The sequence below is a fragment of the Salicibibacter cibi genome (genome assembly GCF_016495865.1).
Taxonomy (GTDB): Bacteria; Bacillota; Bacilli; order Bacillales; family Marinococcaceae; genus Salicibibacter; species Salicibibacter cibi.
In genome coordinates this window covers 1,596,791-1,610,387 of sequence record NZ_CP054706.1, presented here as the reverse complement: position 1 = coordinate 1,610,387, position 13,597 = coordinate 1,596,791, and the positions used below count along the sequence as shown (strand labels likewise).

General features: G+C 48.0%; 16 protein-coding genes. 3 read left to right on the top strand and 13 right to left on the bottom strand.

What is annotated here, in order from left to right; translation table 11 throughout:
• Positions 1–2: 2 nt before the first annotated feature.
• A complete protein-coding gene (dapB, locus tag HUG20_RS08295; protein ID WP_200090035.1) occupies positions 3–794 on the bottom strand; it encodes a 4-hydroxy-tetrahydrodipicolinate reductase in 792 nt (263 codons plus the stop codon).
• A complete protein-coding gene (locus HUG20_RS08290) occupies positions 781–1,140 on the bottom strand; it encodes a nucleotide pyrophosphohydrolase (protein ID WP_200090032.1) in 360 nt (119 codons plus the stop codon). The genes dapB and HUG20_RS08290 overlap by 14 nt, the downstream gene beginning before the upstream one ends.
• 155 nt (positions 1,141–1,295) lie before the next feature.
• Between HUG20_RS08290 and HUG20_RS08285 the strand changes: the two genes are divergently transcribed.
• Positions 1,296–2,108 carry a YitT family protein gene (locus HUG20_RS08285; RefSeq protein WP_246476686.1) on the top strand — a complete coding sequence of 271 codons (813 nt, stop codon included), beginning with the start codon at positions 1,296–1,298 and terminating at the stop codon, positions 2,106–2,108.
• Between the two features lie 150 nt (positions 2,109–2,258).
• On the opposite strand, the gene HUG20_RS08280 is transcribed toward HUG20_RS08285, so the two are convergent.
• The 6 genes from HUG20_RS08280 to HUG20_RS08255 all read right to left on the bottom strand — a co-directional run bounded on the left by HUG20_RS08280 (position 2,259) and on the right by HUG20_RS08255 (position 7,144).
• Positions 2,259–2,933: a zinc metallopeptidase gene (locus HUG20_RS08280; protein WP_200090437.1), complete on the bottom strand. Its 675-nt coding sequence runs from the start codon at positions 2,931–2,933 to the stop codon at positions 2,259–2,261.
• Positions 2,934–3,003: 70 nt separating this feature from the next.
• A complete protein-coding gene (locus tag HUG20_RS08275; protein ID WP_200090030.1) occupies positions 3,004–3,786 on the bottom strand; it encodes a sporulation protein YpjB in 783 nt (260 codons plus the stop codon).
• Positions 3,787–4,274: 488 nt separating this feature from the next.
• The gene (locus HUG20_RS08270; RefSeq protein ID WP_246476580.1) at positions 4,275–4,874 is read right to left on the bottom strand and encodes a DUF1405 domain-containing protein; all 600 of its coding nucleotides are present in this window, start codon (positions 4,872–4,874) and stop codon (positions 4,275–4,277) included.
• A gap of 84 nt (positions 4,875–4,958) precedes the next feature.
• Entirely contained in the window at positions 4,959–5,864 is a 906-nt protein-coding gene (locus tag HUG20_RS08265) for a menaquinol-cytochrome c reductase cytochrome b/c subunit (RefSeq protein ID WP_200090029.1), read from the bottom strand.
• 96 nt (positions 5,865–5,960) lie between these two features.
• Positions 5,961–6,632, bottom strand: coding sequence for a menaquinol-cytochrome c reductase cytochrome b subunit (gene qcrB / locus HUG20_RS08260; protein WP_114370398.1), 672 nt, complete (start codon positions 6,630–6,632; stop codon positions 5,961–5,963).
• A gap of 14 nt (positions 6,633–6,646) precedes the next feature.
• Positions 6,647–7,144 (bottom strand): Rieske (2Fe-2S) protein, encoded by a 498-nt coding sequence (locus tag HUG20_RS08255; RefSeq protein ID WP_200090028.1) that lies wholly within the window; start codon positions 7,142–7,144, stop codon positions 6,647–6,649.
• A gap of 259 nt (positions 7,145–7,403) precedes the next feature.
• Here HUG20_RS08255 and HUG20_RS08250 point away from each other — a divergent pair, with 259 nt between their 5' ends.
• A complete protein-coding gene (locus HUG20_RS08250; RefSeq protein ID WP_200090026.1) occupies positions 7,404–7,577 on the top strand; it encodes a hypothetical protein in 174 nt (57 codons plus the stop codon).
• Between the two features lie 36 nt (positions 7,578–7,613).
• Here HUG20_RS08250 and HUG20_RS08245 read toward each other — a convergent pair whose 3' ends face one another.
• Both HUG20_RS08245 and HUG20_RS08240 read right to left on the bottom strand, forming a co-directional pair.
• The gene (locus HUG20_RS08245; RefSeq protein ID WP_200090024.1) at positions 7,614–8,084 is read right to left on the bottom strand and encodes a YpiF family protein; all 471 of its coding nucleotides are present in this window, start codon (positions 8,082–8,084) and stop codon (positions 7,614–7,616) included.
• Positions 8,085–8,166: 82 nt separating this feature from the next.
• Complete coding sequence (locus HUG20_RS08240; protein ID WP_200090022.1) at positions 8,167–9,435, bottom strand: tetratricopeptide repeat protein; 1,269 nt, start codon at positions 9,433–9,435, stop codon at positions 8,167–8,169.
• Positions 9,436–9,737: 302 nt separating this feature from the next.
• On the opposite strand from HUG20_RS08240, the gene HUG20_RS19440 reads away from it, so the two are divergent.
• Positions 9,738–9,869: a hypothetical protein gene (locus HUG20_RS19440; RefSeq protein WP_281392536.1), complete on the top strand. Its 132-nt coding sequence runs from the start codon at positions 9,738–9,740 to the stop codon at positions 9,867–9,869.
• A 77-nt stretch (positions 9,870–9,946) separates the two neighbouring features.
• Here the strand turns inward: HUG20_RS19440 and aroA are convergent, their stop codons facing one another.
• The 3 genes from aroA to hisC form a co-directional block, all read right to left on the bottom strand.
• Positions 9,947–11,245, bottom strand: coding sequence for a 3-phosphoshikimate 1-carboxyvinyltransferase (aroA, locus tag HUG20_RS08235; RefSeq protein WP_200090020.1), 1,299 nt, complete (start codon positions 11,243–11,245; stop codon positions 9,947–9,949).
• A 14-nt stretch (positions 11,246–11,259) separates the two neighbouring features.
• Entirely contained in the window at positions 11,260–12,393 is a 1,134-nt protein-coding gene (locus HUG20_RS08230; protein WP_200090018.1) for a prephenate dehydrogenase, read from the bottom strand.
• A gap of 101 nt (positions 12,394–12,494) precedes the next feature.
• On the bottom strand, positions 12,495–13,592 hold the full coding sequence (gene hisC, locus HUG20_RS08225; RefSeq protein WP_200090016.1) for a histidinol-phosphate transaminase: 1,098 nt from the start codon (positions 13,590–13,592) through the stop codon (positions 12,495–12,497).
• Positions 13,593–13,597 lie beyond the last annotated feature (5 nt).

The window sequence follows — 13,597 nt, the reverse complement described above, 5'->3', positions numbered from 1 at the left end:
GATCACTCGATAACCTGCTCGAGCCCGTAAATGAGCGTTTTTGTCGCCATTACCGTTTCCACTGCCAGTTTCACACCCGGCATAAACGAACCGCGGTCAATGGAATCGTGCCGTATCGTTAACGTTTGTCCACTGCCGCCGAAGACAACTTCTTGATGAGCCACAAGGCCCGGTAAACGAACACTGTGAATCGGCATTCCTTCGACCTGTCCGCCTCTAGCGCCTTCGAGCGTCTCGCTTTCATTCTGATGCCCTTGTTTTTTCTCTCCGCGAACGTCGGAAATGAGGTTCGCAGTTTTTAAAGCTGTACCCGACGGAGCATCTAGTTTGCGGTCATGATGCCGCTCGATAATCTCTACATCATCGAAATATCGGGCCGCCATTTGTGAAAATTTCATCATTAACACCGCACCTATTGCAAAATTCGGCACGATCATGGCACCCAGAGACTTACTTTCTGCTTTTGCCCTTAACTGTTCAATTTCCTCATCCGTGAACCCCGTCGTACCGATCACAGGACGAACGTGATGATCGAGTGCGATTTCCAAATGGGTTTTTGCCGCTTGCGGTGTTGTTAAATCAATCAACACATCCGCTTCCACCTCGGAAAAGCAGCGGTCAGCATCCGTGAAGATTGGAACATCCCCGTCCGAAAAATGTGTCTCTGTTTGCGGTTTATGGTCCACACAGGCAACAAGTGAAAAATGTGCGGTATGGGCAATCAAATCCCGGGCCGCCGTGCCCATTTTGCCACGCGGTCCCGCCAAAATAATACGAATATCACGACTCGCCATTGTTATTTCCCTCTCCTTCATTAATAATGGATGTCCAACGATTACGATCCCTATCGTTAAATTTATGCATGACGCTTGTAAAACTCTCTGTCAAATCAATATCAAGCGAGTTGGCAAAACAAATGAGCACGAAGAGAAGATCACCGAGTTCTTCTTCCATTTCCTTTTCCTGTTCATTTGTTTTCTTCGGTTTTTCCCCATAGTAGTGATTAACTTCCCGTGCCAATTCACCAACCTCTTCCGACATACGTGCCAGCATGGCCAACGGAGAAAAATAACCTTCTTTAAACTGGCCTATGTATTCGTCCACTTCCGATTGCATCGCTTTCATTGATGGCTCGTTCATCGTTTCTTCCTCCCTTTCTTTTTTGAACATTTGCCCCTTACGTCAAAAACGCCTATAATATGATGGGCTTACCTCACGACAAAGGAGGCACGCACTTGAAACATTTTTTTCAACACGGCAAACGCGTCATTTTAGTGCTGCTCGGAACTGCGCTCATGTCGTTCGGACTCGTTTATTTTAACATGGAAAATAATCTTGCCGACGGTGGATTTACGGGGATTACCCTTATCCTTTTTTTCGTTTTCACAATTGATCCCGCAATTTCCAACATCGTGCTCAACATTCCCATGTTTTTTATCGGGTATCGTGTCCTTGGCCGTTCCCTTTTCATTTACACATTGATCGGAACGTTTGGGCTTTCCTTTTTTCTATGGTTATTCCAAACCTACCGGATTGTTGACGTCCCGCTTCAAGACGACCTTACGCTTGCCGCACTCTTCGCCGGCGTTTTTATCGGGACAGGTTTGGGAATGGTCTTCCGATACGGGGGGACGACCGGCGGTGCCGACATTATCGCCAAACTTATGTTTAACTATTCTGGTGTAAGTATGGGTCGGACGCTCTTCATCATCGATGCGATGGTCATTGTTTCCTCGCTCGTCTATTTAAATTACCGAGAAGCGATGTATACACTTGTTGCCGTATTTGTGGCGTCCAGGGTTGTAGATTTCATCCAGCAAGGTGCCTATTCCGGAAAGGCTGCCTTTATTATATCAGAAAACAGCGCGGCTATTGCAGATGCAATCCTGCTCGAAATGAATCGAGGGGCAACGCTCCTTAGCGGACGCGGTTCTTTCACCGGTACGAATAAGGAAATTCTTTATTGTGTCGTCAGCCGTCATGAAATCACCCGTTTAAAAAACATTATCGACAAAGTCGATCCTTTAGCGTTCGTATCCATCTCCAACGTTCAAGATATTGCCGGGGAAGGATTTACATTCGATGACGAACAAAAGCCGTTGCAATAACATAAAGGACTACAGGCTTTTTCTACTTTATCAGCCGAAATCGTTAAATTATCAGCCAAACGGAAATGACCCAGCTAACACACCCTCATTGTTACGCATAACAAAAAGCGCCGGGGCCGTGGGGCTCCCTGGCGCATGGTTTACAATTAATTAGTCGTTGTTCATCATCACATACATGAGGACGAAGCGAACAAGTTCCAATACGGCGACGAGCGCACCCGCCACGTACGTAAGAGCAGCGGCGTTCAATACCTTTTTTGATTCTTTTTCTTCGTCGTTGCGAATGATGCCGCTTGAGACCATCTGTGTCATCGCCCGGCTGCTTGCGTTAAATTCAACCGGCAAGGTAACGAGTTGGAACACGACCGCCGCGGCCATCGCGAAAATCCCGACGAGCATCAAACCGCTGAATTGCAGGAGCATCCCGCCAATAATCAAAAAGATTGCCGCGTTCGAACCGAAACTCGCTACGGGAACGAGCGAAGAACGAAGGCGCATAAAACTGTAATCTTCCGCATCCTGAATGACGTGTCCTACTTCGTGTGCCGCGACGGATGTGCCGGCAATTGAAGTTCCATAATAGTTATCTTCCGATAACCGCACCGTTTTCGAACGGGGATCATAATGGTCTGTAAGTTTTCCTTTGACTGGTTCAACATTGACATCATAAATACCATTATCTTGCATGATTTTCATCGCCACTTGTGCGCCTGTCATCCCCGAACTGTTACTTAGTTGCGAATATTTGCTGTACGTGGATTTCACACGCATTTGCGCATAAATAGGGATAATCATAATCAGGGCAAAATAAATCAAAAGCGTCATTAAATCCATGCTTTCACCTCCACACTTCTCTCCAACCCTACTTTTATTTTAATGAAAGTGCGTGTTTACGTCAACGATCACGCCTTCTCCGGTTCCGGCTTGCTTCACCCCGATATTTTTTCCATCCGGTATACGAGAGCGAAAGCAAAATCGCTCCGCTAATGATAGCAATGACCGCGATTAATGATGGATCATTTTCCTCGATGTCGCCTTCATATAAACGAATCATTTGCGCTTCCAGCGCATCAAAAAACGGCTGCGCTTCCTTTTCATCTTTCAAACGGTGGCTATGTTCTTCCATGAATGTAACGAGCGAACGCACTTCTTCGCGTTCGGACGGCGACAAACGCAACGTCGCCGCTGGATAAATCATTTCAAATGTTTTCCTCCAATCATTCCACGCATGTTGAAAAGAACTCCCGCCTTCTGACACTGCATCCCGTAACTGGGCCAATTGCTCTTCGACATCACGCCTTGTTTCTTTCCACTTCGGATTTTCCGGATGAAGGACGGCATCAACGGCATAATGAAAACCCAAAGCCTGCGCAAGTCGTTCATCCCGAGCAAGTGACACTTCCGTAAGCGCCCCTTGTAGGCGTTCATAACTCATTATAATCGTGCCCATATCGTGAACATCCAATGCCATTGTCTCATAATCTGCTTCTGTTAACTCATCGGCAAGTGCCTGCACCCGGGCCCGCCCTTCTTCATTATTTTCGGATTGAACGAGTGCAACGATTTCTTCGGCTTCGGCATCGATGTATGCCCATTCTTCATGTCCTTGTTCTTCCTGCTCCGCGCCGATACCTACAAGAAAGATCACCGCCGCAAGCATGATTAACCAGCCGCGCACCGAACAGCCCCCTCCCTTGTCCTCTTACCAAGAGCATATGAAAAAAAGGACAAGAGTAGACCAGGTGAACCTCTCCTCCTAAATCAAAGATTTTGATGGAGCTTCCCTTTTCATAGACGATAGCTTTGTTCTATGTGAACCGCGTCTTACATCATCTTCCGGGGCTTTGTTTTATACTGCTCGGACAGGGCCTTGGCCTACAGTCGAAACCATTTATTTAGGGATTGCTGAACAACTTGCAGCTATCAGCTGAAGCCGGGGGATGTCGCTTCCATGGCTGTGCTTTCCGCGGACGAAGGTCAAGCCTCCTCGCACAAAACCGGCGCTGCAGGGGCTTGACGCGTCCGTTTTAATGTCTATGCCATTGCAGCGTCATCCCTCCATACGTTGCCAGAAGTGCAAGGATTTTTATTTTTACGTAAAAATAAAAAGAGCCGATTCATCCCCCACCAAATCAAAGATTTGAAAGGGAAGAATCAGCAAATACGTTAACGGGGCAAAGAAAGACGATACCGATGGTGGCGCACATTGAAAATGTAAACAATAGCGATCGCTGCCAACCCAAGCCAAAAGGTAAAATAGCCGATATGATCGATATAGGGCATCAAAGCCGGGCTTACCCAAGGATGCATTCCAAAAACGTAGTCAATGATATCGTTATGGACGGTCCAAATTCCTACCACAACAAGATGCCAGAGTTTAATGCGGTAATAGGGCAAAAACAACACAGCTTGCAACGCCATCCCAAAGTGGGAGGCGATCAACATGTAATTTTGCCAATTCACCGGTCCTCCCATGAGATCGGCACCCAAATTCATGACTACTGCCCAAATGCCATATTTCATGAGCGTGACTGCCGCGAATGCTTCCAATAGCCCGATATGTTTACGCAAAAGAAATGCCGCCAACACCCCGGTAAAAAACAAGCTGGCGGTTGGGCTATCAGGAACGAAAGGCAGAAAATAAGCAGGCGTTTGCGCCAGCTGCCCTTCATACCAATAAAATCCATATAGCGTACCCCCGCCGTTGATGAATAACAACACCCATAGCATGGACGGACGGGCTAAAAAACCAATGACTATTCGCAAACCGGCCACTCCCCATTTGATATGCTGAAATGCTGCTGAGCAGGATGAAAAAAGCTGACATTGGTCAGCTTTTTTCTAACGTCACTATGCTTCCTCTTCTGCGTCTTCTTCACCGTTATCTTCATCATCGCCATTTTCGTCGTCTTCATCTTCTTCTGCGTCATCTCCGTCGGCGTCACCTTCATCCAGGTATTCCAGTTCTTCGTTCGTGCCACCGCCGTCAACAACGTATTCGGATAGAATTTGCAATTCTTCTTCCGTTCCATCAAACATATCCGCCGGCATTTCTCCGATCCCTTCTTGGGAAATTTCGGCAACGCCTTCCGCGTCATAAGGAAGGTCATATAGGGGAGGTCCATTGACACCGGGGTTCCCTTCCATGTTTTCCCCGTGACAAGAAATACACCCCTGCGCCTGATAGATATCGTAACCCTCGATATCTTGATCGACTTCCTGAATGTCTTCATCATCCATGGCGGCCTGTTCTGCATCTGCTTCCCAGTCATGTTGATCGACCGATTCCCAGGTTAGATAAATGACAGCCATAACCCCGAGCGTCATCATCCCGGTTGCAATCGGCCGCTTGGACAACCTTCGTTCCGGTCCATTATCGAGCCACGGCGCCAATATTAATGCGCCAAAAGCAAGTGCGGGAAGGATGACCGTACCCAGGACAACGTAATCGCCGGATGCATATTGATATTTAAGCAGTTGATACAAAAACAGGAAAAACCAGTCCGGTAATGGGATATAACTCGAATCCATAGGATCAGCTTCCCGTTCAAGCGGCGCAGGATGAGCGGCCGTTAAACAGAGAAAGCCGATGAGGAATACAGCGCCGACAAGCCATTCCTTCAGCAAATAGTTCGGGAAAAAAGCCTCTGTCTTGCCGGGGTATTCCGAATAATCTTTAGGTATGTTTTCCATGCGATGTTCGCGTTCCGGAATTCTGGAGTCCGTAACGAACTTCATTCCTTTTCCTCGATGCATCGGTTCCCCTCCTCAGAGTTTAGGAAAACCCGGAACTCGCCTTTAATGGCAAGCACCATAGGGTTTACCTCATTTCAACTTATTGGGGGCAATTTCCTATAGTGGTCCGGATATGCCCTGTTTGCGAATCATAATAAAATGAATGGCAATGAGCCCGAGCAATGCTCCCGGCAAGAAGAAAACGTGGATGGCAAAGAAACGCGTAAGCGTCTGTGCTCCGATGAACTCTCCTCCGGCCAACAAGTTGCTTATCAAGTCCCCGACAACGGGAACGCTTTCGGCAATCTCCAAGCCGACTTGGGTGGCAAAGTAAGCCTTCATATCCCACGGGAGTAAATAGCCGGTGAACCCAAGGCCTAAAATAATGAAAAATAGCAGCACACCTACAACCCAGTTAATTTCACGGGGTTTTTTGTATGAGCCTGTGAAAAATACCCGTAACGTATGTAGAAACACCATGACAATAACAACACTGGCTCCCCAATGGTGCATCCCGCGCACAATCATCCCAAACGCCACATCAGTCTGCAAATACTCCACAGACGCGTGTGCGTTCACAATATCGGGTACGTAATACATCGTCAAAAACATGCCGGATAGAATTTGGATAACGACCGTAAAAAACGTCAATCCCCCGAAGCAATATACAAATGCCGAGAAATGGTACCCGGGGTTTACGTGTTCGGGCACCTCGTGATCAGCCACGTCCCGCCATAGTGGGGTGACATCTATACGATCATCAATCCAATCGTAGATACGTTGTAACATTATCAATGCCCCTCCTAGACTTGTGGTGATGGATTACCCAGTAATACTCTGCCGTCGCGGACGTCGTGATCATAACGGTGTAGCGGTTCCGTCGGTGGCGTTCCAGGAACGTTCGTTCCGTCTCTTTCGAACCTTCCGAAGTGGCAGGGGCAAAAGAACTGTTCCGGATTATCCGCATCTGTCCCCCAGCTCACTGTACAACCTAAGTGCGTACAGGTCGGCGATAGTGCGACAACCTCTTCACCGTCCAAAAACATCCATACCGTTTCCGTCACCTGCTCCACATGCCATCCGTGATCCTGTTCATATTCCATATCAAAGGCTTGGGGCACATCCGTCAATTCATCTACTCCCGCTACGTCAATCATGTCCTCTTCTGCATCGGCTTGCAATATGGGATCCACGCCAAACCGAACCATAGGCATGATCAATCCAGCGGCCATAAAACCGCCCGTACCTAATAACGCATAGGTTAAAAATTGTCGTCTTGATACGTTGTGATTTTTCTCCATTTTACTCCCCCTACGTTCTTGAAAACTTTTCACGAAAGTTTCGCTCTCTATGATGCCGGGATATTATTGAACGGTGGTGCGATATTTGTACCTTTTCGCCGTTGCCGCTCGAATAAACGGACAAGATTAAGACATATACATAATAGCCTAGCGGCTCAGAGCATGTCAATCTTTTGCACAAAGGTACTTCCATAGGGACTGCTGAATAACGAAAAAAGACTGGCACATAAGCATTTTCCGTTGCTGTTGTCAAAACTGGATGCAAGGAAATCCATCCTATAAGCAAAAAACCCTTGCACTTCTGCAATGGCGAGACTCCAGCGGAAAAACGGACGCGTCAAGCCCCCGCAGCGCCGGTTTTGCGCGAGGAGGCTTGACCGTTCGTCCGCGGAAAGCGCAGCCATGGAAGCGACTTCCCCCCGGCTTCAGCTGATAGCTGCAAGTTGTTCAGCAATCCCTACATATGTTTTTATATGCCGTTTTCCTTTTGCCATTCCTTCATTACTTGCGGCAGAATTTCTTTCATTTGCTCGTTCATCGTCTTTTGTTGTAACTTCTTGTCCATGTGCTCGATGGGCAAATGCGGGAACCATAGCAAAAGACCGGGGAGGTCATTTTCATCATTTTTCCACGCAGGGTCTGACGTTATCCAGATCACGTGATTTTTTCCATTCGCTTTCAATTCATCGACCCAAACGCCCACGTGCCGAAGCAGCTCTTCCCGGGGTTCATTCTGCGGGTAGACGAGCGGAGGCAGTTGCAATAATCTCCCGCGAAACTGCTTTTCCATTTCCATCGCAATCAAAGATATATATTCCCCCATCGCTACGTGGTTCTTCATCTCCTCCCCTAGGGAAACGGATAAAAGAGGAACGAGAGCCGTGTCCACATAGGATTGGGATTGTTGATACGTATCAATATCTGCCGTTTGCCATCGCATTGCGGGAACTCCTTTTTCAACATCTGCATACAATTATAACGGATTTGCGTGAAAAAAAGCCAGTCCATAAAGAAAAAACATGCTATTGTTCACGGGATTGTAACTCTTCCACAAACATTGCCAATTCATGATTATCAGGCTGGTACTGCAGCGCATCGACGAGAACGGAAAGGGCTTCTTTTTGTCTGCCGTTTTCCAACAAAAGGTTTCCATACTCTTCCAATGCTTCTCCATTTGTTCCCAAATATGCAGCGGCTCGTTCATAGAACGGCAATGCTTCTTCGATTTCATCATCGATATAATGGGCTTTCCCCTCGTAATAAGTAAGCATTGGGTCATCTTCGCCTGCTTCCCGCAACTCTTCAATGGTTTTTTTTATATCATCGCTTCGTTCCATATCAGCATATATTTCCAACAATTTGGCGCTTGCATCCACATTCCCGGGATTAAGCGCAAGCGCTTGCCGCAAATGATCCTCCGCTTTTTCCAGCTCTCCGAAGGCATGTTGAAAGCGTCCCGCTTCTGCATAGAGATGTTCATTGTATTCGTCCGCTTCCAAACCAGCTTCAGCGGTTTTCAAAGCTTTTTCATACTGCCGCTCCGCCTCGTACGCCTCGATTAGCGGAGCATACAAGCTAGTGTATTCGGGATCGGCCTCCCGTAAAGCTTCGAGTTGTTCCATCGCTGTTTTATAGTCACCGAGTTGCAATGCAGTAAACCCGAACCCAAACAATGCGCGCGGTTCTTTTTGATCTTCGGTAGCTTGATCGTAATAAGTCATTGCCGTTTCAAATGCTCCCGTATTGCTGTAGGACTCGGCCAAAAGCAAGTGCAGATTCGATTCTTTCGGATCAAACCCTTCTTGAAGCGCTTGTTTTAAGTATGGAATGGCGCTTTGGTAACTCCCTTGTTCAACGTAGTAACTCCCGATGCCCGCCAATAAAACCGGTTCCTCCGGCGCTTGCTCAAGTGCCAAAAACAATTTCCTTTCCGCTACTTCCTCAAGCCCTTGGAGATGATACAAATCAGCGAGCAACATCTGCGCTTCCACAAAGGCATCATCAGCCGTATCAATCGATTCCAGCAAATCAATCGCTTCTTCTTCCCGGTCCAAGTCAATGGCCGCTTCCGCTTTCAGCGTCAACAGGCTTCCTTCAAACGGATACGTGGCCAATAGTTTGTCGGCAATTCGGAGCCCTTCCTGCGGATGGCCGAGCGATTGATAAAGCGTGGCAATTTCAAACAGTTGATCATCGTCGGCGTTTTTCTCGATCCCGCTTATTTTTTGCAGGCCGCCTTGCACATCCCCTTGCTCAATAAGGCCAAGCGCCCGTTCCATTTCTGTCTGCAAAAAAATCTCCCTCTCTGCGATAGGCTCCTATTCATTTAATGTCTAATCCCTCTCAAGTATAGCAAACGAAACGCATAAAAAAAACCTGAATGCATTGCGAGTAAACGCTTACATTTCAGGTCGAGCCAAAATTGCTCTAAGATTATGGATAGGAGTGGAGAGAAACCATACGCTGATTATTATTATAAAAGCACCCCGGGGCATTGTCAATGATTTTTTAGCAGGGTTATAAATTAACTTGCAAGGAAATCCATCCTATAAGCAAAAAAACCCTTGCACTTCTGGCAACGTACGGAGGGACGGTGCTGCAATGGCGAGCCTCCAGCGGAAAAACGGACGCGTCAAGACCCTGCAGTGCCGGTTTTGCGCGAGGAGGCTTGCCCGTTCGTCCGCGGAAAGCGAAGCCATGGAAGCGGCATCCCGGCTTCAGCTGATAGCTGCAAGTTGTTCAACAATCCCTAAATATTTTTCCCCGGGCGAAGGGTTTCGCCGTAAAAGCACCCTCTCATTTTTAATCATTTAGCAAACGTAACGTTGTATAAAATTTCGGGAAAGAGACGGCAGCCGCCCGAGCGCCATGGATCGTCGTTTCACCTTTTGCAATTAAACCGGCGATCGTAAACGCCATTCCGATCCGGTGATCATTGTAACTGCTGATTTCCGCACCGGTGAGGGGGGTCGGCCCCTCGATGATGAAGCCGTCTTCCGTTGCTTGTATTTGCGCCCCCAGTTGACGCAATTGCTTAGCCGTCGTATCAATTCGATTAGTCTCTTTAAACTTTAACTCCGCAGCATCCTTAATGACAGTACGTCCTTTTGCCTGCGTCGCAATAACCGCTAGAACGGGAAGTTCATCAATTAAACGCGGAATCAGCGACCCGGAGATTGTAGCGCCATGCAACGTTTTTTCCCGGACCATAATGTCAGCAACAGGTTCACCGCTGAGGGTGCGCTCATTTTCGAACGTCACATCTCCTCCCATCGCAACAAGGGCTTCAATGATGCCTGTACGCGTAGGATTTACACCGACGTTTTTAATGCGTAAACAGCTGTCTTTCACGATCGATGCGGCTGCGAGCAAAAAGGCAGCGGAAGAAATATCCCCGGGGATCTCCACGTCACGGGCTTGTAACGTCTGCCCGCCGGAGACGGAAACCTCGTTACCGGAAACATCAACCCTGGCTCCGAACGCTTGTAGCATACGCTCAGTATGGTCTCGCGAACGATATTCCTCCCGGACGGTTGTCTTTCCCTCTGCCTGTAATCCGGCCAATAATATCGCGCTCTTTACTTGTGCACTCGCAACCGGAAGGCTGTATTCGATCCCCGTTAATTTATTTCCCCCACCGGGAATCGCGATTGGCGTATACGTTCCGTTTCGCCGCCCATGAATTTGTGCTCCCATCGACCGTAATGGTTCGGTTATTCTCGCCATTGGCCGTTTTGCGATTGATTCATCACCGGCCACAACAGAAAAATATGGCCGCCCTGCCAAAATCCCGAGCATAAGTCGGATCGTCGTTCCGGAATTACCGACATCCAGCAGCTCCGAAGGTTCATTTAATCCTTCCATTCCTCGTCCGTCAATGACAACCGTCCCAAGGGTTTGATCATATTGAATGGCTACGCCCATTTTTTGAAAACAAGCAATGGTTCGCCGGCAATCTTCTCCGTCTAAAAACCCGCTCACAGTCGTACGGCCGTGAGCGATCGCTCCGAACATCACTGCGCGATGGGAAATGGATTTATCACCGGGTACCGTTGTGCTTCCGCGCAAGGCTTTTGAAGCAGTAATCGTTTCCTTGTCCATATACAACCCTCCGATCATTCACTGATGTAGACACTGAATTGTTCAGCTTCCAGGCAATCCATGCCTTTTTGCCGATCTGCCTCTTTTCGGAAACTCAATCGCAGCACCCCCATGATATCCTCGCGAGCTTCCATGATGCGGATATTCGTGATACTTATGCCTTTGTCCGCGAGTATTCCCGTTACTTCCGAGATAACGCCCGGGTGGTCCGCAACATCCACAAACAAATCATAAAAAGAAGGGATGGCCCCTTTCTTTTTGGACGGCAAACCGTCACGATGTTGCTTAGCTACTGAAAAAAATTGTTGTAATCCCGTATCGTTTTCTTCTTCGATCAAGTTTTGAATCGTTTGCATATCCGACTGCCAACGCTCCATCATTGGTAGGAGCACATGTTTGTTATGCATTAAAATATCTCGCCACATGACCGGGTTCGCCGAAGCAATGCGGGTGATATCTTTAAATCCGCCAGCGGCAAGATCTCCGAGTACCGGGTGGTCCTGTTGCAATTCTGCCAATTGATGGACGAGCGAGGCCGCAACGATATGTGGCAGGTGGCTTACGCTGCCTGCGAACAAGTCATGAAGATTGGGATCCAATTCGATAAAGTGCGCATTTGTCCCGTTTAACCACCGTTTCAAACGCTCGACCTCTGATGCATCTGCGTTTTTACCGGGGGTTAAACAATAAAATGCATTTTCGAACAAATCGCCCCTGGAACCTTGCACCCCACTTTTATGAGAGCCTGCCATCGGATGACCGCCGATAAATGTGGCTTCTTTCGTGTGAAACAGACGCTCACTTTCTGCCATCACCGTTCCTTTGGTACTGCCCACATCTGTAATGATCACGCCATCCTTCAAAGGAAGGCTGGCAATTTCATCTATCATTTCCAATGTCTTTGAGACCGGAGTGGCGATAATGATGACATCTGCATGTTGAACGCTTTCTTCCATCGTTGTATGCCCTTCATCGATGATTTCCAACGCTTTTGCCATGCGCAAAGAGGCTTCATGCACATCAACGCCGGTAATATGTACTTGATGGCGAGCGCGAATGGCGAGAGCCACCGAGCCGCCGATCAGGCCCAGACCAATAACTACAGCTTTTGGGCATTCATGCGGATGCGCAGGTGTATCATTTTCCATACCATTCACCTATTCCTTTCGTTAGCCGAGCCGCATGCACGTTTAGTTTGGATGAAGAAATCGGTTCTTTTCACCGATTTCGCCCAATCCAATTTCTTTCTTTATGCATTTTGCAAGTTTATCCATTCCGAGAAACTCGCCATAAATTGTTCGTTTTCTTTTTCCGTTCCGATTGAGACGCGAATGCAATTCGGAAAACCGAGCGCTTCCCCGGAACGCACAATGATCCCCCGGTGCAGAAGGGCGTCAAAAACACGATCCCCGTTTACTCCTACGTCCACGAGAAGAAAATTCGTTTCACTGGGATAAGGAGAACAACCAATTTCCCGGAAAAAGGTTTGCAGCTTGTTTTTTTCGCGCATATTCTTTTCCCGGCAGTCTTGCACAAACGCCTGGTCATTAAGGGCGGCGATGGCTGCTTTCTGGGCCAATGTCGTTGTATTAAAAGGCGGCCTTAACGGTTCCAATTTCGAAATCAAAGCTTGAGCACCGACCGCATACCCGACTCTTAACCCGGCAAGGCCATACATTTTCGAAAACGTGCGCAAAATTAACAAGTTCTCATACGTATCCAGCATCGCAAGCGTATCCGGGTAATCATCCGCCTCTACATATTCTCCATACGCCTCATCACTGACGACAAGCACATCGCTCGGCACCCGTTCCATAAAAGCGGAAAACGTAGCAGTGCTCACATACGTGCCGGAGGGGTTATTCGGATTGCAAATCCACACAATGCGGGTCTCATCATCGATGGCATCCGCCATCGCATCTAAATCGTGCACTCCGTCTTTTAAGGGAACCTCAACAATCTTCGCCCCTTCAACCGCTGCATTTTGTTTATACTGGGAAAACGTCGGTGCCGCCATCACGGTGTTCGTCTGTGCTGTTAACATTGCCCGGCAAAGGAGTAAAATCACTTCATCGGAACCGGCGCCAAATAACAATTGGCCTTCTTTTACTTGCAGATGGTCGGCAACGGCTAGCCGCAGTTCTCGCGCATGCCCGTCCGGATACAGGTTTGGCATCTCTGCATCTTGTAACTGTTTTTGCACGGTTCGGGAAGAGCCGTGGGGGTTTTCATTGGAAGCAAGCTTGATCACCGACTCAAGCCCTAACTCCTCTTTCACTACTTCTATCGGTTTCCCCGGTTCATATGGTTTTAAATCGTCGACAATGGGCTTCATTTTGAGATTCATAGTTT

Coding starts and splice junctions, on each gene's coding strand:
- dapB (WP_200090035.1), bottom strand. CDS start 794: ATGGCGAGTCGTGATATTCGTATTATTTTGGCGGGACCGCGTGGCAAA.
- HUG20_RS08290 (WP_200090032.1), bottom strand. CDS start 1,140: ATGAACGAGCCATCAATGAAAGCGATGCAATCGGAAGTGGACGAATAC.
- HUG20_RS08285 (WP_246476686.1), top strand. CDS start 1,296: ATGTCGTTCGGACTCGTTTATTTTAACATGGAAAATAATCTTGCCGAC.
- HUG20_RS08280 (WP_200090437.1), bottom strand. CDS start 2,933: ATGACGCTTTTGATTTATTTTGCCCTGATTATGATTATCCCTATTTAT.
- HUG20_RS08265 (WP_200090029.1), bottom strand. CDS start 5,864: ATGCATCGAGGAAAAGGAATGAAGTTCGTTACGGACTCCAGAATTCCG.
- qcrB (WP_114370398.1), bottom strand. CDS start 6,632: ATGTTACAACGTATCTACGATTGGATTGATGATCGTATAGATGTCACC.
- HUG20_RS08255 (WP_200090028.1), bottom strand. CDS start 7,144: ATGGAGAAAAATCACAACGTATCAAGACGACAATTTTTAACCTATGCG.
- HUG20_RS08250 (WP_200090026.1), top strand. CDS start 7,404: ATGCAAGGAAATCCATCCTATAAGCAAAAAACCCTTGCACTTCTGCAA.
- HUG20_RS08245 (WP_200090024.1), bottom strand. CDS start 8,084: ATGCGATGGCAAACGGCAGATATTGATACGTATCAACAATCCCAATCC.
- aroA (WP_200090020.1), bottom strand. CDS start 11,245: ATGGACAAGGAAACGATTACTGCTTCAAAAGCCTTGCGCGGAAGCACA.
- HUG20_RS08230 (WP_200090018.1), bottom strand. CDS start 12,393: ATGGAAAATGATACACCTGCGCATCCGCATGAATGCCCAAAAGCTGTA.
- hisC (WP_200090016.1), bottom strand. CDS start 13,592: ATGAATCTCAAAATGAAGCCCATTGTCGACGATTTAAAACCATATGAA.